At 65.2% G+C, this 23,482-nt stretch carries 19 protein-coding genes; 10 read left to right on the top strand and 9 right to left on the bottom strand.

The window, feature by feature from the left end:
• Positions 1-1,959 carry a choline transporter BetT gene (gene betT, locus QZ497_RS07620; protein ID WP_295472859.1) on the bottom strand — a complete coding sequence of 653 codons (1,959 nt, stop codon included), beginning with the start codon at positions 1,957-1,959 and terminating at the stop codon, positions 1-3.
• Between the two features lie 384 nt (positions 1,960-2,343).
• Entirely contained in the window at positions 2,344-3,297 is a 954-nt protein-coding gene (gene epsC, locus QZ497_RS07625; protein ID WP_295472781.1) for a serine O-acetyltransferase EpsC, read from the bottom strand.
• A 199-nt stretch (positions 3,298-3,496) separates the two neighbouring features.
• On the opposite strand from epsC, the gene QZ497_RS07630 reads away from it, so the two are divergent.
• The 7 genes from QZ497_RS07630 to QZ497_RS07660 all read left to right on the top strand — a co-directional run bounded on the left by QZ497_RS07630 (position 3,497) and on the right by QZ497_RS07660 (position 9,301).
• Complete coding sequence (locus QZ497_RS07630; protein ID WP_295472783.1) at positions 3,497-4,495, top strand: D-cysteine desulfhydrase; 999 nt, start codon at positions 3,497-3,499, stop codon at positions 4,493-4,495.
• A gap of 205 nt (positions 4,496-4,700) precedes the next feature.
• Positions 4,701-5,498, top strand: a complete 798-nt coding sequence (gene tcyJ / locus QZ497_RS07635; RefSeq protein WP_295472785.1) for a cystine ABC transporter substrate-binding protein — start codon at positions 4,701-4,703, stop codon at positions 5,496-5,498.
• Positions 5,495-6,163 carry a cystine ABC transporter permease gene (gene tcyL / locus QZ497_RS07640; protein WP_295472787.1) on the top strand — a complete coding sequence of 223 codons (669 nt, stop codon included), beginning with the start codon at positions 5,495-5,497 and terminating at the stop codon, positions 6,161-6,163. Before tcyJ ends, tcyL begins: the two co-directional genes overlap by 4 nt.
• 3 nt (positions 6,164-6,166) lie before the next feature.
• Complete coding sequence (tcyN, locus tag QZ497_RS07645; protein WP_295472789.1) at positions 6,167-6,910, top strand: L-cystine ABC transporter ATP-binding protein TcyN; 744 nt, start codon at positions 6,167-6,169, stop codon at positions 6,908-6,910.
• A gap of 306 nt (positions 6,911-7,216) precedes the next feature.
• On the top strand, positions 7,217-7,936 hold the full coding sequence (locus tag QZ497_RS07650; protein WP_295472791.1) for a hypothetical protein: 720 nt from the start codon (positions 7,217-7,219) through the stop codon (positions 7,934-7,936).
• Between the two features lie 68 nt (positions 7,937-8,004).
• Positions 8,005-8,631 (top strand): class I SAM-dependent methyltransferase, encoded by a 627-nt coding sequence (locus tag QZ497_RS07655; RefSeq protein WP_295472793.1) that lies wholly within the window; start codon positions 8,005-8,007, stop codon positions 8,629-8,631.
• A 193-nt stretch (positions 8,632-8,824) separates the two neighbouring features.
• Complete coding sequence (locus QZ497_RS07660; RefSeq protein WP_295472795.1) at positions 8,825-9,301, top strand: hypothetical protein; 477 nt, start codon at positions 8,825-8,827, stop codon at positions 9,299-9,301.
• On the opposite strand, the gene QZ497_RS07665 is transcribed toward QZ497_RS07660, so the two are convergent.
• From QZ497_RS07665 to argE, 6 genes are all read right to left on the bottom strand, one after another.
• Complete coding sequence (locus tag QZ497_RS07665; RefSeq protein WP_295472797.1) at positions 9,292-12,399, bottom strand: efflux RND transporter permease subunit; 3,108 nt, start codon at positions 12,397-12,399, stop codon at positions 9,292-9,294. The two genes, QZ497_RS07660 and QZ497_RS07665, sit on opposite strands and share 10 nt — an antisense overlap.
• Positions 12,396-13,466: an efflux RND transporter periplasmic adaptor subunit gene (locus QZ497_RS07670; RefSeq protein ID WP_295472799.1), complete on the bottom strand. Its 1,071-nt coding sequence runs from the start codon at positions 13,464-13,466 to the stop codon at positions 12,396-12,398. Before QZ497_RS07670 ends, QZ497_RS07665 begins: the two co-directional genes overlap by 4 nt.
• The gene (locus QZ497_RS07675) at positions 13,463-14,575 is read right to left on the bottom strand and encodes an efflux RND transporter periplasmic adaptor subunit (RefSeq protein ID WP_295472800.1); all 1,113 of its coding nucleotides are present in this window, start codon (positions 14,573-14,575) and stop codon (positions 13,463-13,465) included. The genes QZ497_RS07670 and QZ497_RS07675 overlap by 4 nt, the downstream gene beginning before the upstream one ends.
• A 116-nt stretch (positions 14,576-14,691) precedes the next feature.
• Positions 14,692-15,471, bottom strand: coding sequence for an RHS repeat-associated core domain-containing protein (locus tag QZ497_RS07680; RefSeq protein WP_295472802.1), 780 nt, complete (start codon positions 15,469-15,471; stop codon positions 14,692-14,694).
• Positions 15,472-15,688: 217 nt separating this feature from the next.
• Positions 15,689-16,990, bottom strand: a complete 1,302-nt coding sequence (gene argA, locus QZ497_RS07685) for an amino-acid N-acetyltransferase (RefSeq protein ID WP_295472803.1) — start codon at positions 16,988-16,990, stop codon at positions 15,689-15,691.
• 127 nt (positions 16,991-17,117) lie between these two features.
• Positions 17,118-18,266: an acetylornithine deacetylase gene (gene argE, locus QZ497_RS07690; protein WP_295472805.1), complete on the bottom strand. Its 1,149-nt coding sequence runs from the start codon at positions 18,264-18,266 to the stop codon at positions 17,118-17,120.
• 146 nt (positions 18,267-18,412) lie between these two features.
• On the opposite strand from argE, the gene QZ497_RS07695 reads away from it, so the two are divergent.
• On the top strand, positions 18,413-19,780 hold the full coding sequence (locus QZ497_RS07695; RefSeq protein ID WP_295472807.1) for a CYTH domain-containing protein: 1,368 nt from the start codon (positions 18,413-18,415) through the stop codon (positions 19,778-19,780).
• A gap of 249 nt (positions 19,781-20,029) precedes the next feature.
• Here the strand turns inward: QZ497_RS07695 and gabP are convergent, their stop codons facing one another.
• On the bottom strand, positions 20,030-21,424 hold the full coding sequence (gabP, locus tag QZ497_RS07700) for a GABA permease (RefSeq protein WP_295472809.1): 1,395 nt from the start codon (positions 21,422-21,424) through the stop codon (positions 20,030-20,032).
• Between the two features lie 501 nt (positions 21,425-21,925).
• On the opposite strand from gabP, the gene QZ497_RS07705 reads away from it, so the two are divergent.
• Together QZ497_RS07705 and QZ497_RS07710 are read left to right on the top strand one after the other, a co-directional pair.
• A complete protein-coding gene (locus QZ497_RS07705; protein ID WP_295472811.1) occupies positions 21,926-22,699 on the top strand; it encodes an ABC transporter ATP-binding protein in 774 nt (257 codons plus the stop codon).
• 13 nt (positions 22,700-22,712) lie between these two features.
• Positions 22,713-23,480: an ABC transporter substrate-binding protein gene (locus tag QZ497_RS07710; RefSeq protein WP_295472813.1), complete on the top strand. Its 768-nt coding sequence runs from the start codon at positions 22,713-22,715 to the stop codon at positions 23,478-23,480.
• Positions 23,481-23,482: the final 2 nt, after the last annotated feature.

A 23,482-nucleotide genomic window follows, 5' to 3' on the forward strand; every position in this document is an offset into this window, starting at 1 on the left:
CTAGCGCACCAGATGCAGGAACTGCATATGCCGCTCGTACTGGTCGAGCACGTCGTTGATGACCTGTTCGCGGGTGTAGCCCACCAGGTCGTAGTCCTGGCTGCCTTCGCTCAGGTGCACCTCGGCGCGGTAGTAGCGGCGGTTGTTCAGGTGCCGCGAGCCCATGCCACTCAAGGCGAACGACGGGGTGAAGTAGCCCTTCATGCGCACCTGGTAGATGAACGGCCGCTCTTCGCCGTGGCCGATTTCCAGGCTCACCGAATCCGGTGCGGGATCGTCCGGCTTCGTCACGCTCAGGCCCTTCTCGACGAATACGGCGGTCACCTCGTCGATGGCCGGGCGCACGGTCTGGTCGAGGAACCGGTACACCTCGTCACGCGAGGGGTAATGCACCGCCTGGCTCAGACGCTGGCGCCAGCCGCCACGACGTGCGCCGGAGGCCGGGGCCAGGGAGTACAGCTGCGCCAGCTGACGCTGCGACTCCATGTAGAAGGCCTTGTGCAGCCCCCACATCATGGTCAGCAGGATCAGCGAGAACGGCAGCGAGGTCAGCACCACCGCCGACTTCAGCGCGTCGATGCTGCCGGAGAACAGCAGGCCGCTGGTCACCAGCGCGGTGGCTGCGCCCCAGAACACCCGCAGCCATTTCGGGCCGTCCTCGTCGGCGCTGCCGCCCTTGGCCGACAGGGTGGACAGCACCACGGTGCCGGAGTCTGCCGAGGTGACGAAGAACACGAAGCTGATGAACACCGTTACACCGATGACCACCTTGCTCCACGGGTAGGTTTCCAGCAGCAGGTAGAGGGTCATGGACGGGTCGTCGATGGCCGACTGGCCCAGTGCGCTCATGCCGTGCGCCAGCACCTGCTCGATGGCGCTGTTGCCGAAGATCGACATCCACGCCAGGGTGAAGCCCAGCGGAATGAACAGCACACCGAAGACGAATTCACGGATGGTGCGGCCACGCGAGATACGCGCAATGAACAGGCCCACGAACGGCGCCCAGGCGATCCACCAGGCCCAATAGAACACGGTCCAGCCGCCCAGCCAGCCGTCGGCCTGCTGCTTGTAGGCATACACATCGAAGCTCTTGGTGGTCAGCGCACCCAGGTAGTCACCGATGTTCTGCACCAGCGTATTGAGCAGGTGCTGGGTGGGTCCGGCGAACAGCACGAACAGCAGCAGCGCACAGGCCAGCAGCATGTTGATGTCGGACATGACCCGCACGCCCTTCTCCACGCCAGACACCGCCACAACGATTGCCGCGCCCATCATCAGCACGATCAGGGTGACCTGCACCCAGTGGGTGTGGGCGACCCCGAACAGGTAGTCGAGGCCGGAGTTCAGGTGCAGTACGCCAAAGCCCATGTCGGCCCCCAGGCCGAAGATGGTGGCGATGATGCCGAAGCCATCGACTGCATAGCCGATCGGGCCGTTGATGCGCTTGCCGATCAGCGGATACAGCGCCGAGCGCAGTGCCAGCGGCAGGTTATGGCGGTAGGCGAAGTAGGCCAGGGCCATGCCGACGAAGGCGAACACGCCCCAGCCATGCAGGCCCCAGTGCAGGAACAGCAGCTGCATGGCCTGGCGCGCCGCATCGGCGGTACCGGCCTCGCCTTGCGGCGGCTGCATCAGGTGGGTCAGCGGTTCAGAGACGCAGAAGAAGAACAGCGTGATGCTGATACCGGCAGCGAACAGCATGCCGGCCCAGGACAGGTAGCTGAATTCGGGCTCGTCGTGGTCGGCACCGAGTTTGATCCGGCCATAGCCGGACAAGGCGGTGACCACCACGAAGACCAGATACAGCGTCATGGCCAGCATGTAGTACCAGCCGACCGTGTTGGCGGCCCAGTTCTGTGCGGCCAGCAGCCACTGGCCGGCAGCTTCGGGGAAGCTGATGACGATGATGCCGAAGAGCAGAATGAAGGTCGCGGCAAAATAGAACACCGGGCCATTCATGCGCACCGGGCTGGTCGAGGAAGAGGTGGCGACGTTCATGCGGGATGCGCCTCCAGGGTCCGTGAAACGGCGACGAAACATGGATAGTGCAAGGGTTGGCCTCCTGTTGTGAGCGGGCAGCGAACCACCGTTCAAATTTGATTGAACGTTCAATTTAAACACGATAAGGCCGGAAATGACCAATCGAGGTGGTAGGAATTGCCCGGATCACCAGTAGGACGCAAGCGAACAGTGAAACGTTCCGTAACCCCGGCGCGCAGCGCTGCAGCGGCTTTTGCGGCCAGCCGATAGGCGCGGCCTCAGCCGCGAATGGGCCGCAAGTTCACTGCATTTGCAGTGAACATGAGGACTTCGCGGCTGAAGCCGCTCCTACGCGGATCAGCGTTACTTCTGGGTGCCGTCGTCGTGCTGCAGCAGGTTGGCCTGGGTCAGATTGCTGCCCGCCGGCACGCTGCGGGTCAGCCACACGTTGCCGCCGATGGTCGAGCCCTGGCCGATGGTGATGCGCCCCAGAATGGTGGCGCCGGCGTAGATCACCACGTCGTCTTCGACGATCGGGTGGCGCGCGTGGCCCTTGTGCAGGTTGCCGTCCTCGTCGGCCGGGAAGCGCTTGGCGCCCAGGGTCACCGCCTGGTAGATGCGCACCCGCTCGCCGATGATCGCGGTTTCGCCGATCACCACGCCGGTGCCATGGTCGATGAAGAAGCTCGGGCCGATCTGCGCGCCAGGGTGAATGTCGATACCGGTGGCGGAATGCGCGATCTCTGCGCTGATACGCGCCAGCAGTGGCAGACCGGCGCGGTACAGGTGGTGGGCCAGACGGTGGTGGATGACCGCCAGGATGCCGGGGTAGCACAGCAGCACTTCGTCGACGTTACGCGCCGCCGGGTCGCCCTGGTAGGCGGCCAGTACATCGGTGTCCAGCAGGCGGCGGATGCCCGGCAGGGCGCTGGCGAAATCCTGGATCAGTTCCAGGGCCTTCTGGTCCACACCTTCGATGCTCGCGCCTTGCTGGTGGGCGACGTAGCGCATCTCCAGGCGCGCCTGCGCCAGCAGGGCGTTGAGGGCGACGTCCAGGGTGTGGCCGACGTAGAAGTCTTCGCTTTCCTCGCGCAGGTCCACCGGGCCCAGCCGCATGGGGAACAGCGCACCGGCCAGGGCTTCGAGGATCTCGCCCATGGCATCGCGCGACGGCAGCTCGCGGCCGCCGTGTTCACCACTGACCCGCCGGTTGCGGGTGCGCCAATCGTCCCGCGCCTCGCGCAGCTGGCCGACGATACGTTGCAACTGCCAGTGGCTGGTGCGGCCCTCGGCCGAACCCTTTGGAATATCGCTCACGCTGGACTCTCCTGCTGGTCAAGGACGCGGACGGCACCGCCGCAGCCGCCTCGGCGCCCACTCTACGGCAAATGATCGGCCTGAAAAAATACCAATTTCGGTAGGAAAACGCCGTCAGAGGCATAAGACTAGATCGGTTGCCGTGCAGGAAGCGTCTGCCTATAGTCCACCGAATGTTTATAGGGATACCTTCGACCCCATGCTCAAGAAACAGCTCGACCGTTTCAACCGTCTGGACCTGATCGGCGCCCCTACCCCGCTGGAAAAGCTCGAACGCCTCTCCGCCTGGGTCGGCCGCGACATCTACATCAAGCGCGATGACACCACCACACTGGCGCTGGGCGGCAACAAGGTGCGCAAGCTCGAATACCTGGCCGCCGACGCCCTGGCCCAGGGTGCCGATACGCTGATCACCGCCGGCGCCATCCAGTCCAACCACGTCCGCCAGACCGCCGCCCTTGCCGCGCGCCTGGGCCTGGGCTGCGTGGCCCTGCTGGAAAACCCCATCGCCAGCGAAGACCCCAACTACCTGCACAACGGCAACCGTCTGCTGCTTGACCTGTTCGATGCCCGCGTCGAGCTGGTCGAAAGCCTGGATAACGCCGACGAACAGTTGCAGGCCCTGGCCGTGCGCCTGCACGCCAGCGGCAAGAAGCCCTACCTGGTGCCGATTGGCGGCTCCAGCCCGGTGGGTGCGCTGGGCTATGTACGCGCCGGCCTGGAGCTGGCCGAGCAGATCACCGCCAGCGGCGAAACCTTCGCCGCCGTGGTCACCGCCTCCGGCAGTGCCGGTACTCACAGCGGCCTGGCGCTGGCCCTGGCCGACCAGTTGCCCGAGCTGCCGGTGATCGGCGTCACCGTGTCGCGCAGTGAAGAAGCGCAACTGCCCAAGGTACAAGGCCTGGCCGAACGCACCGCCGAGCTGCTGGGCATGGCGCTGCCGGAACGTTTCAAGGTGCACCTCTGGGACGAGTACTACGCGCCGCGCTATGGCGAGCCGAATGCCGGCACCCTGGCGGCGATCAAGCTGGTGGCCAGCCAGGAAGGCCTGCTGCTCGACCCGGTGTACACCGGCAAGGCCATGGCCGGGCTGCTCGATGGCATCGGTCGGCAGCGCTTCGACGAGGGGCCGATTCTGTTCCTGCACACCGGTGGCGCCCCGGCGCTGTTCGCTTATTCGCAGGCGTTCAGCGGCTAAGCGCGGCGTGCCCGCCAGATAGAGCAAAAACGCATATAAAGCTCGGAATTTAATATTTTTAACAATAAGGCACGTCTCCTATAGTGCCGCTCCAGCAGACGTGCTCCACTGCGCCAGTGCCTGTAGACTCCCGCATCTACGGCACTTCGCCAGGCGGGGCGCGGTCTGATTCCTGTCCGCTACCGCACCAACACAAGGGGCTTGCATGAACATCTCCGCTATTCGTCGTACCCTGCTTCTCTCTGCACTGACTCTGGCACTGGGCACCGGCCTGGCCGGGCAGGCCATGGCCGGCGAGCAACTGCAGAAAATCAAGGACAGCGGCACCCTGAACGTGGGCCTGGAAGGCACTTATCCACCGTTCAGCTTCGTGGATGAAAACGGCAAGCTCACCGGCTTCGAGGTCGAGCTGTCCGAAGCCCTGGCCAAGGAACTGGGCGTGAAGGCGAAGATCCAGCCGACCAAATGGGACGGCATTCTCGCGGCACTGGAGTCCAAGCGCCTCGACGTGGTGGTCAACCAGGTGACCATCTCCGAAGAGCGCAAGAAGAAATACGACTTCTCGACCCCCTACACCGTCTCCGGCATCCAGGCCCTGACCCGCAAGCAGGACGCCGGCAGCATCAAGACCGCGCAAGACCTGGCCGGCAAGAAGGTCGGCGTCGGCCTGGGCACCAACTACGAGCAGTGGCTGAAGGCCAATGTTCCGGCCGCCGTGGTCAAGACCTATGACGACGATCCGACCAAGTACCAGGACCTGCGCGTAGGCCGTATCGACGCGATTCTGGTCGACCGCCTGGCCGCCCTGGAGCTGGTGAAGAAAACCAAGGACTCCCTGGCGGTGACCGGCGAACCCTTCTCTCGCCAGGAGTCCGGCGTGGCACTGCGCAAGGGCGAGCCCGAGCTGCTCAAGGCGGTCGATGACGCATTGGCCAAGCTGCGCGCCGACGGCACCCTGGCCAAGCTCTCGGAGAAGTACTTCGGGGCTGACGTCACGAAATGATCGAAGAGAGCCTCAATCTCGCGATCGAGTCCGCGCCCTTTCTGCTCAAGGGCGCGTACTACACGGTCGTACTCAGCCTGGGCGGCATGTTCTTCGGGCTGATCCTGGGCTTCGCCCTGGCCCTGATGCGCCTGTCGCTGATCAAGCCGGTGAGCTGGCTGGCCCGCCTATACGTGTCGTTCTTCCGCGGCACGCCGCTGCTGGTGCAGCTGTTCATGATCTACTACGGCCTGCCGCAACTGGGTCTGGAGCTTGACCCGCTGCCGGCGGCGCTGATCGGTTTTTCTCTGAACATGGCCGCCTACGCCTGCGAAATTCTGCGTGCCGCCATCGGTGCGGTGGAACGCGGGCAATGGGAGGCCGCCGCCAGCATCGGCATGACCCGCTGGCAGACCCTGCGCCGCGCCATCCTGCCACAGGCCGCGCGCACCGCCCTGCCGCCGCTGGGCAACAGTTTCATCTCGCTGGTCAAGGACACCGCACTGGCCGCCACCATCCAGGTGCCGGAGCTGTTCCGCCAGGCGCAGCTGATCACCGCGCGGACCTTCGAGATCTTCACCATGTACCTGGCTGCGGCGCTGATCTACTGGGTGCTGGCGACCCTGCTGTCGCACCTGCAGAACCGCCTGGAAGCCCGGGTCAACCGCCATGACCTGGAGTCCTGACGCATGATCGAAATCAAGGGCCTGACCAAGGCCTTCAAGGGCCAGACGGTGCTCAAGGGCATCGACCTGCGCATCGAAACCGGCGAAGTGGTGGCGATCATCGGCCCCAGCGGCTCGGGCAAGACCACCCTGCTGCGCTGCCTGAACCTGCTCGAAGAGCCTTCCGGCGGCAGCCTGCAGGTCGGCGATATCCACATCGACGCCAACCGGCCGATGAGCCAGCAGCAGGGGTTGATCCGCCAATTGCGCCAGCAGGTCGGCTTCGTGTTCCAGAACTTCAACCTGTTCCCGCACCGCACCGCGCTGGAGAACGTCATCGAAGGCCCGGTGGTGGTCAAGAAGGTCGCCCGCGAGAAAGCCATCGCCCTGGCCCGCCAGCTGCTGGCCAAGGTCGGCCTGGCGGGCAAGGAAGATGCCTACCCGCGCCGCCTGTCCGGCGGCCAGCAACAACGGGTGGCAATCGCCCGGGCGCTGGCCATGGAACCACAGGTGATCCTCTTCGACGAACCGACCTCGGCGCTGGACCCGGAGCTGGTCGGCGAAGTGCTCAACACCATCCGGGCGCTGGCCGAAGAACAGCGCACCATGGTCATCGTCACCCATGAAATGAGCTTCGCCCGCGATGTCGCCAATCGGGTGATCTTCATCGACAAGGGCGTGATCGTCGAACAGGGCGAGGCCAAGGCGGTGTTCGCCAACCCGCAGCAGGAACGCACCCGGCAGTTCCTGGAACGCAGCCGCTTCTGATCTTCGGCGGCGCCAACCGGCGCCGCGCTTCTCGCGGTTACCGGCCAGGGTCAGCCAGTCGAGACCGTGCCAGGCATAAGCCCTACCGCGCCTTTGTAGGACGTTTCTGATTTTCCAGAAACGCCGCCAACCCGCCTCCCGCCGTGTTGACACCCCTCGGCAAAGCTCATTATCTCGACCGCAACACGACATTCGGCATGCTCTCACCTCTCGTATCACGGGCCTGTGCCAGCGAGGGCCAGAGCACGATCCGTGCGCCGTATCCCATGGCCCGGTCGCCTGACTTGAACCTGCGAGTACCTGTATATGAGCCACCCCAGCTGCATCTACGGTCAGCCGAAGCTGGCCGCTCCCGACATTCCCCAGACCTGCCGGCATGGCATCGGCATTCGCCTGGCCCCACGCCTGCTGGTGCAGATCCCGGTGTACCCGGGCATGGACGAAGGCGACCTGATCGAACTGTTCTGGAACGACTGCTACGTCGCCTCGAAGATTCTCAGTGCCAGCGACCTGCACCAGCCGGTGGCGCTGCGCGTGCCGGAAAGCTTCCTGCAGAACGGCAAGGCACGCGCCAGCTACCGGGTGATGAAAGTCGGTGGCACGCCGCAGGCCTCTGCCTGCCGCAAGCTGTGGGTCAAGCTCGACGCGCCGGGCGGCGCCTTGCTCGGCCCTGACGAGGCGGAAAACCAGGGCCTGGCGCCACTGTCGCTGCCCGCCTCGGTGCTGCGCTGCGGCATCACCGCCAGGCATCGCGACAGCGGCCTGCCGCTGAGCATCGAGCCCTATCCGAACATGGCGCCCCACGACGAGATCACCCTGCGCTGGGGCGACACGCGCATGGACCTGCCGCCCTTGCGGGTCGAGGAAATCGGTGAGCCAGTGGAGTTCGTGGTCCCCCCCGCGCTGCTGCGTGAAACGGGTGATGAGCCGTCGCTGGAGGCGACCTACTGCATCATCGACCGGGTCGGCAACAATTCATCCTGGGCGCCGCCCCGGGAAATACCGCTGCATGACGGGGACGACTGAGCGGCCGCGCCACACACATCGGCCCACAGGCTATAGTGGCGCATCCTCAGCCTGCCGGACCGCCCTTCATGAAACTTGCCCCCCAGGACCTCGACCAGATCACCCGCGGCACGCTCGCCCACTATGAACAGAGTGCCGAGAGTTTCCGCGAAGGCACGCGCGACCACGACGTGAGCCAGAACATCGAAGCCCTGCTGCGCCACATCCAGGCGCCGGCCCCCTGGCAGATCCTCGACTTCGGCTGCGGCCCCGGCCGCGACCTGCAAACCTTCACCCGCCTGGGGCACGTAGCCGTGGGCCTGGACGGCAGCCAGCGTTTCGTCGAGATGGCCCGTGCCGACAGCGGCTGCGAGGTCTGGCACCAGGACTTCCTGGCCCTGCAACTGCCAGCGCAACGCTTCGACGGCATCTTCGCCAACGCCTCGCTGTTCCATGTACCCAGCCAGGAGCTGCCCCGTGTACTGCGCCAGTTGCACGACTGCCTCAAGCCCGCGGGGGTGCTGTTCAGCTCCAACCCGCGGGGTGACAATCGCGAGGGCTGGAGCGGCCCGCGCTACGGTGCCTGGCATGACCTGGAGGCCTGGCGCGAGGCGATGACCGGCGCGGGCTTCAGCGAGCTGGAACACTACTACCGCCCCGCCGGCCTGCCCCGCGACCAGCAGCCGTGGCTGGCCAGCGTGTGGCGGCGCGGCTGAGCCCCGCCACACGCCGCCTCTCTCCCTGCTCTTGACATCATCGGGTCCTGCCGATTACGTGCACCCCGGCTGTCCATTCCGGCAGCCGTCGATACCTGTCGCCACATGGACGTGGCCAGGCACATCGATGCCCGCTCAGCCGCCAAGCGGCCACCGCTCAGTGGGCACACACCCATCTATCAAGGAAACGATCATGAGCAATGAACTCATCACCAATGGTTACTTCAAGAAAGGTTTCAGCGGCTGGGGCCCCAGCGACTTCGACCCCAAACTCGAACCCCATGACACCGGCAACAGCGTGCTGCTGCCCGTCGACGCGTTCATTTCCCAGCAATTGCCCGACCTGAGCGGGCAGACACTGGTCCTCCGCTTCGAGGCCAAGGCGCTGGAAGACGCCGACTTTCCCTACGTCACGGTCAGCGTGGGTGGCCTGAATGCCGAGGGTTACATGCAGGTGTCACCCGTCATGGTGGCGCTGACCCGTGAATGGCAGGCTTTCGTGGCCCGCCTGTTTTTCAGCAAGCCTCTGACCCAGTGCTTCTTGAACGTGGCCACCCCCCGGCCGGCAGTCCAGGGCCATACCGCCGAGGGCAGCGAGGTACAGGCCAGCCTGACCCCGGCGCGCATCGGCAAGCTGAGCCTGACCGCGCATGCGGGCGGTCAGGCCTGATCTGGCCGCGCCCCCTCGGCATCGTCAGCATCGACCCGGGCTTCGCGCCGCTGCTGTTCGGAGGGTTCCTTGATGCGGTACCAGGCCACGTACAGGGCGGGCAGGAACAATAAGGTCAGCAGCGTGGCAACCACGATGCCACCGATCATCGCGTAGGCCATCGGTCCCCAGAACACCTCGCGGGCGATGGGGATCATGCCCAGGCTCGCTGCCGCCGCCGTCAGCAGGATGGGGCGGCGGCGGTGGCGGGTGGCTTCGGCCACCGCGTCCCACGGCAGGTAGCCGGCCTGCTCATAGGCGTCGATCTGGGTCACCAGGATCACCGAGTTGCGAATGATGATGCCCACCAGCGCCAGCACCCCGAGAATCGCCACGAAGCCCAGCGGTGTGCCGGTGGGCACCAGCGCCAGCACCACACCGATCAGCCCCAGCGGCGCCACGCTGGCTACCAGGAACATCTTCTGCACGCTGTGCAGTTGAATCATCAGAAAGGTCGCCATGAGGAACAGCATCAGGGGCAGCACCTGGGCGATCGGCCCCTGGGCCTTGCCGCTTTCTTCGACAGTGCCGCCGGTGGCCACCGAGTAGCCGCTGGGCAGCCCACCGCTGAATTTTTCGATCTCTGGCTTGAGCTGCGCCACCAGGTCGGTGGGCTGGATCTCGTCGCGCACTGCCGCCTTCACCGTGATGGTCGGTTTGCGGTCGCGACGCCAGACCAGCGGCTGCTCCAGCTCGTAGTCGATGTTGGCGAACGCCAGCAGCGGAATCGAAGTGCCCTGCGGGGTGACGATCTGCAGGTTCTGCAAGGTTTCCGGCGAGCCGCGCTCGGCGTCCTCGGCACGCCCCACCACGTCGATCAGGTAGATCCCGTCGCGTACCTGGGTCACGGTGGTGCCGCTGACCACGCTGTTCATCACCGAGGCCACGTCTTCGGACGACAAGCCCAGTTGCCGGGCCTTGTCCTGGTTGATTTCCACGCGCAACACCTTGCCCGGCTCGTTCCAGTCGTACACCACCTCGCCGATGTGATCATTGCGGTCCAGCAGCGCGGCCAGTTCGATGGCGTGCTGGCGCACACGGTCGACGTCCGGGCCGCTGACCCGGTACTGGATCGGCCGCCCCACCGGTGGCCCCATCTCCAGCGGCTGCACGAAGGTGCCGACGCCGACGAAGTCCTCGCGAAGGCGCTTCTGCAGGCGCTCGGTCAGCGCACCACGGGCCTCCAGGTCCTTGCTGACGATCACCAGCTGGGCATAGAACGGGTTCTGCAGTTGCTGGTCCAGCGGCAGGTAGAAACGCAGCGCGCCCTGGCCGATGTAGGTGCTCCAGCGCAGGATGTCCGGGTCGTCCTTGAGGGTCGCTTCCAGGCGGTCGACCACCTGGCGCGTCTCGTTGATCGAGGCGCTTTGCGGCAGGTTCAGGTCGACGAGGATTTCCGGGCGGTCCGAGGCCGGGAAGAACTGGTTCTGCACGAAACGCATGCAGAACAGCGCCAGGGCGAACAACAGGATGGTGAAGCCGATGGCCAGCCAGCGATGGCGCATGGACCACAGCATGCTGGCATTCAACGCGCGACCGATACGCCCCGGCTCGTCATTGCCCTTCTTCACATGGTTGCCAAGAATGTGCACGCCGATCACCGGCGCGAACAGCACCGCGACGATCCACGACACCAGCATGGCCACGGCGATTACCGCGAACAGGGTGAAGGTGTACTCGCCCGCCGAGCTGTTGTTCAGGCCAATGGGCACGAAGCCGGCCACCGTCACCAGGGTGCCGGTGAGCATCGGAAAGGCCGTGGAGGTGTAGGCGTAGGTCGCCGCCTCTTCTTTGCTTTTGCCCAGTTCCAGGCGCGTGACCATCATTTCCACGGTGATCATCGCGTCGTCCACCAGCAGGCCGAGGGCGATGATCAGCGCACCGAGGGAAATCCGCTGCATGGTGATGCCGCTGTATTCCATGAACACGAAGACCAGCGCCAGCACCAGCGGAATCGAGCAGGCCACCACCAGGCCGGCACGAATGCCCAGGCTGACGAAACTCACCAGCATGACGATCACCACCGCCTCGAACAGCGCGCTGGTGAAGCCACCCACCGCCTTGTCCACCACTTCGGCCTGGTCGGAAACCTTGTGCACGCCAATGCCAACCGGCAGGTTGGCGGTGGCCTGGTCCATGCGCGCGTGCAGGGCCTTGCCGAATTCCTGAATGTTGCCGCCATCCTGCATGGCGATGGCCAGGCCGATGGCCGGCTGGCCGTTGTAGCGGAACAACGGCTCCGGTGGGTCGGTGAAGCCGCGCTCGATGTCGGCGATGTCGCTGAGCCGGTAGAAGCGGTCGTTGAGGCGCAGGTTGACCGCGGCCAGGTCCTTCTCCGAGGCGAACTGCCCCGAGGTGCGCACCGAGATGCGCTCTGGCCCGGCCTCGATCACCCCGGCGGGCGTCACGGCGTTCTGCGATTGCAGGCTCTGCATCACCTGGCGCTGGTCCAGGCCCAGGGCAGCCAGCTTGCGGGTCGAGAAATTCAGGTACAGCACTTCATCCTGCTGGCCGACCATCTCGACCTTGCCCAGGCCCTCGACGTCGCGGATCTCGGCGCGCACCTGCTCCACGTAGTCGCGCAGCTGGCGCATGCTGAAACCGTCGGCGGTGAAGGCGTAGATCGAGCCGTAGACGTCACCGAACTCGTCGTTGAACGCCGGGCCCTGCAGGCCCTGGGGAAACTGCCCACGAATGTCGTCGACCTTCTTGCGCACCTGGTACCAGATTTGTGGAATCGCCGCGGCGTCGGTGGTGTCGCGCAGGAACACCATGATGGTCGACTCGCCGGGGCGTGTGTAGCTCTTCACGTAGTCCAGCGAGTCCAGCTCTTCGAGCTTCTTCTCGATGCGGTCGGTGACCTGGTTGAGGGTTTCGTCCACCGTCGCGCCGGGCCAGCGGGTCTGGATGACCATGGTCTTGATGGTGAACGAAGGGTCTTCCTCGCGCCCCAGCTTCATGTACGAGAACACGCCCATCAGCAACGCGACGAACATCAGGTACCAGACGAAGGACTGGTGCCGCAGCGCCCACTCCGAGAGGTTGAAGCTGCCCTTCATCGTGGCGCGTCCTTATCGATTTTGACTTTCTGCCCCGGCTTGAGGCTGTTCACCCCGGCGCTGACCACCTGCTCGCCGGGCTTGACCCCGTCGCGTAGCAGAACGCTGTCGTCGTCGCGGCTGACGACCTGCACCGGCCGTGGATTGACGGTCTGGCTGGCGGCATCCACCACCCACACGCGGCTTTGGCCGTCGGCTTGCTGCAGGGCGTTGAGCGGCAAGCGCACGCGCGGGGTGATGGGTGAGGTCAGGGTCACGCTGATCGCCGTACCCAGGCGCAGCGCCGGCGGCTGCTCGGCGAGGCTCAGGCGCGCACGCCGGGTGCGGGTCGAAGGGTCGGGCTGCGGTTCGATTTCCCGCAGGGTCGCCGCCGTGCTGACGCTGGGGTCGAGCTGGCTGGCCACGATGAAACGCACGTCGGGCGGCAGCTGGTCGAGCAAGTCGGCAGGCAGGTCGATGACCGCCTCCTTGACGTCAGGCCGGGCCAGGGTCACCACCTCCTGGCCAGCGGTAACCACCTGGCCGACTTCGGCCTTCCACTCGGTAATCAGCGCATCGTGGTCGGCGCGCAGTTCGCTGTAGCTCAATTGATCGCGGGCCTGCTGCGCGGCGGCACGGGCCTGGTCCAGTGACGACTGGCTGGTCTTCAGGTCAGTGAGCGCGTTGTCCAGCTGCGCCTGCGCGCCGACACCCCGGTCGAACAGCATCTGCTGGCGTCGCGCATTGGCCTGGGCATTGATGTACTGCGCCTCGACCCGCGCCTGGTCGCTCTCGCGGTTGCGCAGGGTGTTCTGCTGGTCGGTGGGGTCGAGGCGTGCCAGCAACTGGCCCTGCTGCACTTCACTGCCGACGTCCAGCGCACGCTGGGCGATGCGCCCCGGCACCCGGAAGCCCAGCACACTCTGGTAGCGCGCCTGGATGTTACCGGCGAAACGACCAAAATCCGCTTGCGACTCGGCCTCGGCCCGCACCGACACCACCGGCCGCACCGCTTCGGCGGGCGGCTCGTCCTTGCCGCAGGCGGCCAGCAGCGCGGCACAGAGCAGCAGCATGAACGAAGGCTTCATGGCTGGCCTCCCTTGGCGGTGCCTTTGGGCTCGGCGATTTCCACCTGCATGTCCGGATGCAGCAGCTGGCCGCCGGCGGTGACCACCTTCTCGCCGGCCTGCAGGCCGTCATCGAGGATCACCTTGCCGGTGAGGTAGCGCGCGACCTTGACCGTGCGCAGCTGCGCCTTGCCGTCGGCATCCACCACCCACACCGCCGGCTGGCCGATGTCCTGGCCGATATTCTTGGTCAGCGCCGCCCACGGCAGCTCGACCCGAGGCCGGGCCGGCGGGTTGAGCGCCACGCTGACCACCGAGCCGAGGTCCATGCCTGGCGGCAGCGGCTCGAGGGCGATCTTCACCTGCAGCGTGCCAGTCTGCGCCGACACCGCCGGGGTCACTTCACGCACCTTGCCCAGCACTTTGATCTGCGGATTCTCCAGCAGGCTGACCTGCACCGGCTGGTCGCCTGGCGGCTGTACGAACAGCGACTCGTAGACGTTGAACACCGCGTCGCGCTCGCCGTCGCGGGCCAGCTGGAAGATCGGCTGGGTGGCCTGCACCACCTGCCCGACCTCGGCCTGGCGCGCGGTGATGACGCCGGGTGCCTCGGCGACCAGCGCGGTATAACCCAGTTGCTCACGAGCATTGGCCAACTGCGCCTGGGCCGCCTTCAGCGCGCTTTCGCTGCCGCGCAGCTGAGCCTGGGCGGCGTCGTATTCGCTCTGGCTGGTGTAGCCCTTGGGCAGCAAATGCTGCTGGCGCCAGAATGCGGCCTTGGCCTGAGTCACCCGCGCCTGCTCGGCGACCACCGCCGCCTGGGCGGAGTCGACATTGACCTGCAGGTCCTTGGGGTCCAGACGTGCCAGCACCTGGCGGGCGCTGATGCGGTCGCCGACATCCACATGGCGCTCGATGATCTTGCCGCCCACCCGAAACGACAGCGGTGTCTGGACCCGTGCCTGGATGTCGCCAGTCAGCGCCACACTGGCGGCGAACTCGGTCGGCTGTACGGCCTGTACGAAGACACGCGGCAGCTTGGGCGCCTCAGGCTGCTCCTGGCTGCAGCCGGCCATCGACAACACGACAGCCAGACCTGCGCCGACCAGCCTTGCAGGGACAACGGGCATGCAGACTCCTTAGCGGACGCCGGGAAAACGGGAATGGAACGGGATGATGTGAATATGCGACTGCGAGGGGTGGGCAAGGGTTCCTTGCGCTACAGGGTGAAACCGAGCGCCCGCCCTCAAGCCTGTGACTGGCGGATCGAAGTGGCATTCGAGGTGGATCGATGAACCAGGCTGTTGCGCACCGGTAAACCGCGCAGTTGGCGTGGCAAGCGGGGTTCGACAAGCGGCCGCTCGACCAGGCTACGCCTGACCGGCAGGCCCTTCGGCACAGGCCTTGGCACCGGTTTGTTCATCTTGTAGCCGGTGTAACGCACGCCCTGAAAGGCAATGCCGGCAATGACCCCCAGTACGCCCAGCACATAGCCGGCATCGGATTGCGGATCGGCGATCCTCGCTACGCCGCCGGCACCCGCCACTGCCGCCGAGGCCATGAAGCCGACGGCGCCCACCGACATGACCTTGTCAGCCCTGGAGCCGCTGCCTGCACGCCATTTGGCAAACCTGGGCTTGGTCAGCTTGTACATCATTGCCGAGCTGGCCAGCGAGCCGACCAGCACCACGTAGGGGAAGGCTTCACGAAACAGATCGCCAATATCGAAATACCCGCTCGGGTCGCGGCGATTGAGCGGGTCGCCCTGGCAATAGGCATAGGCACCCAGGCCGCCCTCGCCAAACGGACTCAGGCTGTCCGGGCTGTTGAAACGCATCAGCACCGGGCTGTAGGCGCGGTAGCCGTTGCCCAACAGGTAATGGCTGGTGAACGGCTCGGCATACTCGCCGTTGAAACCGGCGGGCCGACGCAGCCCCTGGTGCGGCCGCCGACTGGCCTCGGCTTTGGCGCCGAAGCGACGAGCCACCCGGTCCAGGGCGTCGTAGCGATAAAAGACTGTGGCCATGGCTGCCTCCCGCCGCACCGCGTGCATCGCCAGGGTGCGGGAAAGCCACGGCGCAAGACACTGGCAGAAGTGGCAGGGCCTCATGGTGAAGCGCTACTGATCGGTTGAACTCATGCTGGCTTGTGGGAGCGAGCTTGCTCGCGAAAAGCGGGCAAAGTCGCCCCCGCTGCGGAGAACGTGGCGACTTGATCGCAGCAAGCTCGCTCAACAAAAAACCTCAAAGCGCCTTTTCGAAGATCTTCGAATTGCGCTGGTAGTTGTACAGCGAGGCGCGGGCGCTGGGCAGGCGGTCGACGCTGCTGGGCTCGAAGCCACGCTCGCGGAACCAGTGCGCGGTGCGCGTGGTGAGTACGAACAGCGTGGTGATGCCCAAGGCGCGGGCGCGGTCTTCGATGCGTTCGAGCAGTTCATCGCCCCGGCCACCGTGGCGGTATTCCGGGTTCACCGCCAGGCAGGCCAGCTCACCGGCCTGGGAGTCGGCAATGGGGTACAGCGCGGCGCAGGCGATGATCATGCCTTCGCGCTCGACCACGCTGAACTGCTCGATCTCGCGCTCCAGCACTTCCCGCGAGCGGCGCACCAGAATGCCCTGCTCTTCCAGCGGGGTGATCAGGTCGATCAGCCCGCCGACGTCTTCGATGCCAGCCTCACGGACCCGCTCGAACTGCTCCTGGGCCACCAAGGTGCCGCTGCCGTCACGGGTGAACAGCTCGGCCAGCAACGCGCCGTTCTCGGCGTAGCTGACGATATGGCTGCGGCCTACGCCACCGCGACAGGCTTCGGCGGCGGCGTCGAGCAGCTCGGCCTGGTAGTTGCTCATGCCCAGGCGCTGCAGGTGCGCCGGCACCTGTTGCGGACGCAGTTCACGCACCAGCTTGCCGCTCTCGTCGAGCAGACCGGCCTCGGCGCCGAACAGCAGCAGCTTGTCGGCGCCCAGGTCGATGGCCACGCGGGTGGCGACGTCCTCGCAGGCCAGGTTGAACACCTCACCGGTGGGTGAGTAACCCAGCGGCGACATCAGCACGATGTGCCGCTCGTCGAGCAGGCGGTTGATACCCTTGCGGTCGACGCGACGCACTTCGCCGGTGTGCAGGTAGTCGACGCCATCCAGCACGCCGATGGGCCGTGCAGTGACCAGGTTGCCGCCGGTGACGCGCAGGCGCGAGCCCTGCATCGGCGAGTTGGCGATGTCCATCGACAACTTGGCTTCCAGGGCGATGCGCAGGCCGCCCACGGCGTCGATGACGCACTCCAGGGTTTCCGCATCGGTCACTCGCAGGTCGCGGTGGAAACGCGGCTGCAGGCCACGCTGCGCCAGGCGGTTTTCGATCTGCGGGCGGGTACCGTGGACCAGCACCAGGCGCACGCCCATGCTGTGCAGCAGCACCAGGTCATGGACGATGTTGCCGAAGTTGGCGTGTTCGATGGCATCGCCCGGCAGCAGGACCACGAAGGTGCAGTCGCGGTGGGCGTTGATGTAAGGAGAAGCGTGGCGAAGCCAGTTGACGTATTCGGGCATGAACGCAAAAGCCTGTGTGGAAGTGGACGAAAGACAGAAACACACTCACGACATGGTGGCGGTCATCGTCGGAACAGGCCTGGCAACACGCGCGGTCTCCTTGGGCTGAGTGATAGGGCCGGCCCGCTCATTGCGGGCTCAGGCAGTAGTGTTCGATCAGTTGCCTCAACAGACGCACGGTAGGCTGCAAACGTGACATTTCGAGGTATTCGCCCGGCTGATGGGCACAGGCGATATCGCCGGGGCCCAGCACCAGGGTCTCGCAACCGAGGCGTTGAAGATAAGGCGCCTCGGTACCAAATGCCACCGCTTCGGCCGTATGGCCTGTCAGACGCTCGGCCAGGCGCACCAGTTCCGCATCGGCCGGCTGCTCGAACGGCGAGCTATCGGGGAACAGAGGCCGGTAGTCGATGCTCACCTGATGCCGTTCGGCCAGTGGTTGTAACTTCTGACGAATCAGCCCGCGGAGAATTTCCGGGTCCATGCCCGGCAACGGGCGCAGGTCGAACTCCAGCGAGCACTGGCCACAGATGCGGTTGGGGTTGTCGCCACCGTGGATGCAGCCCAGGTTGAGGGTCGGCTGCGGCACGCTGAACTGCGGGTTGCGGTACTCGGCCTGCCACTGCGCCCGCAGGACCTTGAGATCGCCGATGACGTCGTGCATGGCTTCCAGCGCGCTGTGCCCCAGGCTCGGGTCGGAGGAATGGCCGCTGCGCCCGAGGATGTCGATGCGCTCCATCATCACCCCCTTGTGCAGGCGGATCGGCCGCAACCCGGTGGGTTCGCCGATCACCGCCGCGCGGCCCAGCGGGCGCCCGGCCTCGGCCAGGGCGCGAGCACCGGCCATGGAGCACTCTTCGTCGCAGGTGGCGAGAATCAACAACGGCTGCTTGAACGGCTGGTCGAGCAGTGGCCGTACGGCCTCGATGATCAGCGGGAAAAAGCCCTTCATGTCGCAGCTGCCCAGGCCGACCCAGCGGTCATCGACTTCGGTGAGCTTCAACGGGTCGCTCTGCCACAGCGCTTCGTCGTAGGGCACGGTGTCGCTGTGACCGGCCAGCACCAGGCCGCCGGGGCCGCTGCCGTAGCTGGCCAGCAGGTTGAACTTGCCAGGGGAAATGGTCTGGATCTCGCAACTGAACCCCAGGTCGCCCAGCCAGCCGGCCAGCAGGTCGATGACCGGGCGGTTGGACTGGTCCAGCGCGGGCTGGGTACAGCTCACCGAGGGGGTGGCGATCAGGGCAGCGAACTGCTCCTTCAAGGACGGCAACGGCATGGGCAACGGCTCCTCGCGGGCTGAGCGACCATCATAGGGCCATAACGCGCCAGGAATAAACCGCCCATGTCCTGTAGACTGCCGCTCCATGCAGCCCGTGCGGCTGCCCGTTCACCCGTACCCCCCGCGTTTGGATCGCCCCGGCCATGCAGAAAGAAACCGAAATTAAACTCCGCGTCAGCCGCGAGACCCTTGCCGCCCTGCGCGAGCACCCCTTGCTGAAAAAGCGCAACAAGAGCGGCTGGGAACGCCTGGAGCTGACCAACCAGTATTTCGACACCCCGGAACGTGACCTGGCCCGCGCCAAGGTCGCGCTGCGCATCCGCCGCGACGGCGAGCAGCTCATCCAGACCCTCAAGACCCGTGGCCAGAGCGTCGCCGGCCTGTCCGAGCGCAACGAATTCAACTGGGACATCCCCAAGGCCAAGTTGGACCTGAAGAAACTCGACGGCCAATGCTGGCCCGAGCAGTTGGCCGAGCTGGACAAGAAAACCATCAAGCCGCTGTTCACCACCGATTTCGTGCGTGAAAAGGCCGAAATCGCCTGGGGTCGTGGCAAGGCCAAGGTGGTCATCGAAGCCGCCCTGGACCTGGGCCAGGTGGTGGCCGGCAAGCACAAGGAAGAAATCTGCGAGCTGGAGCTGGAACTGCGCGAAGGCGAGCCGGATGCCCTGCTGGAACTGGCCGCCGAACTGGCCACCAGCCTGCCGCTGATGCCCTGCGACATCAGCAAGGCCGAGCGTGGCTACCGTCTGTTCGATGCCGACAGCTATTCGCTGAGCTTCAAGGCCCCGGCACTGCACGCCGAACTGCCGCTGGACGATGCCTACACGGCCCTGGCCTGGCACCTGCTGGGCAGCAGCCAGCGGCTGGCCGAGCAGTATCGCTTCAATGGCCATTGGCGGTTGCTCAAGGACTGGGTCGAGCGCCTGGCTGAACTGCGCGCCCTGACCGCCAGCCTGGGCCAGTGCGCGCCACGCACCACCACCGCCAGCCTGCGCAAGGCGCTGGACGCCCTGCTCGAAGACTGGCGCCCGCTGGTGCAGGCTGGCCAGGACGACGCCGACGTGCGCGCCGCCGCCCATGAGCAGTTCCTCGAAGAGCTACAGGACACCCGCTGGGGCGAGTTCTCGCTGAACACTTCGCGCTGGCTGCTGGCGCGCAGCTGGACGGTCGAGCGCAACAAGCGCGGCGAACGCCTGGGCGCGGTACCGCTGGGCAACTGGCTGCCGACCCTGCTGCAAGCGGAAGCCACCGCCCTGCAGCTGGACCGCTACCAGCAGCAGCCTGAAGACCTGGCCGAGCAACTGCCGCGCATCGAACGCATCCAGGCCTGGATGCATTGGGCCCGCGACGTGCTGGAACTGCCTGAGGTCGACCAACTGTATGGCGAGTTGAACAAGCTGGAAGAACTGGCCCACGCGCACATCAGCGACGAGCTGCTCGAGCAGCGCGTACGCCAGGCCCTGACCGTGGCCCAGACCAAAGCCTGGAAGACCCTGCTGCGCGGTTGACCGGATGCCCCGGTAGGACCGGCTTCAGCCGGGATGACGGTGGCAAACCCTTCGCAGCTGAAGCCGCTCCCACCAGGCCGACGAAAGACCGGTAGGACCGGCTTCAGCCGGGATGACGGTGAAAAGCCCTTCGCGGCTGAAGCCGCTCCCACCAGGCCGACGAAAGACCGGTAGGACCGGCTTCAGCCGGGATGACGGTGGTGAATCTTTCGCGGTTGAGGCCGCTCCTGCTGGAGCGGCCTTTTTGCATCAGTTCAGAACGGTAGCGCCCTGCTGTGCGGCTGCCTTGCGGCGGCGCGAGGTCAGCAGGCCGGTGGCGATCACGCCGATGCTCAGCAGCGCCGTGGCGACGATCTCCATGCGGTGCTTCTCCATGAACAGCATGGTGATCAGCACGGCCGAGATGAACAGGATCACCGCCCAGGTCAGCCAGGGGAACAGCCACATGCGGAAGGTCAGCGGCTGACCGCTGGCCAGCAGCTTGCGGCGCATGCGCAGTTGCGACACGGCGATGACCAGGTACACCAGCAGCGCGATGGCGCCCGAGCTGGCCAGCAGGAACTGGAATACCGCTTCCGGGGCCACGTAGTTGGCGATCACAGTCAGGAAGGCCGCGGCAGTCGACAGCAGCACCGCCCAATGCGGCGTACCGGCGGCGGTGGTGCGGCTGGCCATGGCCGGCGCGTCACCGCGCTTGCCCAGCGAGTAGAGCATCCGCGAGGCGGTGTACAGCGCCGAGTTCAGGCAGCTGGTCACGGCGATCAGCACCACGATGTCCACCACCAGCTTGGCGTTCGGAATGCCCATGCGCTCCAGGACGGTCTGGTAGGAACCCACCTGCGCCAGGCTCGGGTCGTTCCATGGCACCAGCGACACGACGATGAAGATCGACACCAGGTAGAACAGGCAGATACGCCAGATCACCGAATTGGTGGCCTTGGTGATCTGCTTGGCGGGGTCTTTGGATTCTGCAGCGGCAATGGTGACGATCTCGGTGCCCATGAACGAGAACATGGTGGTGAGAATGGCTGCCAGCACCGCGCCCAGGCCGTTAGGCATGAAGCCGCCAGTGTCGAACAGGTGGCTGACACCGCTGACCTGGCTGATCGGCAGCAGGCCGAAGATCGCGGCCACACCCAGGGCCACGAAGGCGATGATCGACAGCACCTTGATGAGCGCGAACCAGAACTCGAACTCGCCGTAGTTCTTCACGCTGAACAGGTTGGTGGCGGTCAGCAGCAGGGTGATGACCAGCGAGTACACCCAGAACGACACCTGCGGGTACCAGGCATGCAGGATGGCCGCTGCGGCGTTGGCTTCCAGCGGAATCACCAGTACCCAGAACCACCAGTACAGCCAGCCGATGGTGAAACCGGCCCAGCGGCCGATGGCGCGGTCTGCATAAGTGGAGAAGGACCCGGTGTCCGGTGAGGCTACGGCCATTTCAGCCAGCATGCGCATGACCAGAACGACCAGGGTGCCAGCAGCGGCGTAGGCCAGCAGCACGGCTGGGCCGGCAGCGGCGATGGCGTGGCCGGAGCCGACGAACAGCCCGGCACCGATGACGCCGGCAATCGACAGCATAGTGATGTGCCGAGGTTTCAGGCCCTGATCAAGCGTGGAGGAATTTGCGGAATTGCTCATGGAAAGCACCTTTACGAATCGAGCCATACACACCGGCGCGCCCTCGTAAAAAGAATGCTACGGCGGTGTTCTTTATCCTTTACGCAAGATCCGCGCCAGAAACATCCTGAAAACGACGTCGCGTAGAGAATGCGCGGCTTACAGACGAATCGCTGAAAGGGATTTTTTACAGCCCGTGCAGGATTTGTTACCGAACGCCTCAGAATTTCCCAATGAAACGCACCACACGGAAACATTTTGTCGTAACGAGCACCAAACAAGTGCAACACATGGACTGCCATTTGGCCCTAAATGCTTTTCAGCCCCCGGCAAAACTGGCAACATCGCGCCCTTTTGCGCCAAACCGCCGGCCTTGGAGAGCCTTTTCCGCGCTGGCCGTTGCCGTTGCGGCGACACTCCCTGCCCCCCATGCAAGCGGCTGCGCCGCCCCAATAGAGGGCTATGCTCAGCGCCGGGCAGATCGCCAACCCGCGCACGCATCAATTTTTGTGAGGACCCCACATGGCCGAGGCCACGCCCGCCCTGGAAATCCGCAACCTGCACAAACGCTACGACAAGCTCGACGTGCTGCGGGGCGTTTCCCTGACCGCACGTGACGGCGATGTCATCTCGATTCTCGGTTCGTCCGGTTCCGGCAAGTCGACCCTGCTGCGCTGCATCAACCTGCTGGAGAACCCGCACCAGGGCCAGATTCTGGTGAACGGCGAAGAGCTGCGCCTCAAGCCGGCGCGCAATGGCGAGCTGGTCGCGGCCGACAACGCGCAGATCAACCGCCTGCGCAGCGAGGTCGGTTTCGTGTTCCAGAACTTCAACCTCTGGCCGCACATGAGCGTACTCGACAACATCATCGAGGCACCGCGCCGGGTGCTGGGGCAGAGCAAGGCCGAAGCCACCGAAGTGGCCGAGGCGCTGCTGGCCAAGGTCGGCATCGCCGACAAGCGCCACGCCTACCCCACCCAGCTGTCGGGCGGCCAGCAGCAACGCGCGGCGATCGCCCGCACCCTGGCCATGCAGCCCAAGGTCATCCTGTTCGACGAGCCGACCTCGGCCCTGGACCCGGAAATGGTCCAGGAAGTGCTCAACGTCATTCGCGGCCTGGCCGAGGAAGGCCGGACCATGCTGCTGGTCACCCATGAAATGAATTTCGCCCGGCAGGTATCCAGTGAAGTAGTCTTCCTGCACCAGGGGCAGATCGAAGAACAGGGCACTCCCCAGCAAGTCTTCGAGGCCCCGCGTTCGGTACGGTGTCAACAATTCATGTCGAGCAATCGCTAACGGAGCAACACCCATGCAGACGTACAAGAAGTTACTGCTGGCCGCCGCCGCCACTCTGGCAATCACCGGCAACGCGTTCGCCGAGACCCTGAAGTTCGGGATCGAGGCTGCCTACCCACCGTTCAACAACAAGGATGCCAGCGGCCAGGTGGTGGGCTTCGACTATGAAATCGCCCAGGCCCTGTGCGCCAAGATGAAAGTCGAGTGCCAGCCGGTGACCTCCGACTGGGACGGCATCATCCCGGCGCTGAACGCCAAGAAGTTCGACTTCCTGATCTCTTCGCTGTCGATCACCGACGAGCGCAAGCAGGCCGTGGATTTCACCGACCCCTACTACTCCAACAAGCTGCAGTTCATCGCGCCGAAGACCACCGAGGTGAAGGGCGAGAGCGCCGCAGAGCTGAAGGAAGCCCTGAAGGGCAAGACCATCGGTGCCCAGCGCGCAACCCTGGCCAGCACCTGGCTGGAAGACAACATGGGCAGCGACGCCAACGTCAGCCTCTATGACACCCAGGAAAACGCCTACCTTGACCTCTCTGCCGGCCGCACCGACGCCCTGCTGGCCGACAAGTACGTTTCCTACGAGTGGCTGAAGAGCGACGCGGGCAAGAACTTCGAGTTCAAGGGCAAGCCGGTCGAAGAGAACGACAAGGTCGGCATCGCCGTACGCAAGGGCGACGACCCGCTGCGTGAAAAGCTCAACGCCGCCCTGAAGGAAATCATCGCTGACGGCACCTACAAGAAGATCAACGACAAGTACTTCCCGTTCAGCATTCTCTGATC

It is taken from the genome of uncultured Pseudomonas sp., from assembly GCF_913777995.1.
GTDB lineage: Bacteria > Pseudomonadota > Gammaproteobacteria > Pseudomonadales > Pseudomonadaceae > Aquipseudomonas.

Coding starts and splice junctions, on each gene's coding strand:
- QZ497_RS07660 (WP_295472795.1), top strand. CDS start 8,825: ATGAGCAATGAACTCATCACCAATGGTTACTTCAAGAAAGGTTTCAGC.
- QZ497_RS07650 (WP_295472791.1), top strand. CDS start 7,217: ATGAGCCACCCCAGCTGCATCTACGGTCAGCCGAAGCTGGCCGCTCCC.
- tcyN (WP_295472789.1), top strand. CDS start 6,167: ATGATCGAAATCAAGGGCCTGACCAAGGCCTTCAAGGGCCAGACGGTG.
- argE (WP_295472805.1), bottom strand. CDS start 18,266: ATGCCGTTGCCGTCCTTGAAGGAGCAGTTCGCTGCCCTGATCGCCACC.
- QZ497_RS07710 (WP_295472813.1), top strand. CDS start 22,713: ATGCAGACGTACAAGAAGTTACTGCTGGCCGCCGCCGCCACTCTGGCA.
- QZ497_RS07630 (WP_295472783.1), top strand. CDS start 3,497: ATGCTCAAGAAACAGCTCGACCGTTTCAACCGTCTGGACCTGATCGGC.
- QZ497_RS07665 (WP_295472797.1), bottom strand. CDS start 12,399: ATGAAGGGCAGCTTCAACCTCTCGGAGTGGGCGCTGCGGCACCAGTCC.
- betT (WP_295472859.1), bottom strand. CDS start 1,959: ATGAATGGCCCGGTGTTCTATTTTGCCGCGACCTTCATTCTGCTCTTC.
- QZ497_RS07655 (WP_295472793.1), top strand. CDS start 8,005: ATGAAACTTGCCCCCCAGGACCTCGACCAGATCACCCGCGGCACGCTC.
- tcyJ (WP_295472785.1), top strand. CDS start 4,701: ATGAACATCTCCGCTATTCGTCGTACCCTGCTTCTCTCTGCACTGACT.
- QZ497_RS07695 (WP_295472807.1), top strand. CDS start 18,413: ATGCAGAAAGAAACCGAAATTAAACTCCGCGTCAGCCGCGAGACCCTT.
- QZ497_RS07705 (WP_295472811.1), top strand. CDS start 21,926: ATGGCCGAGGCCACGCCCGCCCTGGAAATCCGCAACCTGCACAAACGC.
- tcyL (WP_295472787.1), top strand. CDS start 5,495: ATGATCGAAGAGAGCCTCAATCTCGCGATCGAGTCCGCGCCCTTTCTG.
- gabP (WP_295472809.1), bottom strand. CDS start 21,424: ATGAGCAATTCCGCAAATTCCTCCACGCTTGATCAGGGCCTGAAACCT.
- QZ497_RS07675 (WP_295472800.1), bottom strand. CDS start 14,575: ATGCCCGTTGTCCCTGCAAGGCTGGTCGGCGCAGGTCTGGCTGTCGTG.
- argA (WP_295472803.1), bottom strand. CDS start 16,990: ATGCCCGAATACGTCAACTGGCTTCGCCACGCTTCTCCTTACATCAAC.
- QZ497_RS07680 (WP_295472802.1), bottom strand. CDS start 15,471: ATGGCCACAGTCTTTTATCGCTACGACGCCCTGGACCGGGTGGCTCGT.
- QZ497_RS07670 (WP_295472799.1), bottom strand. CDS start 13,466: ATGAAGCCTTCGTTCATGCTGCTGCTCTGTGCCGCGCTGCTGGCCGCC.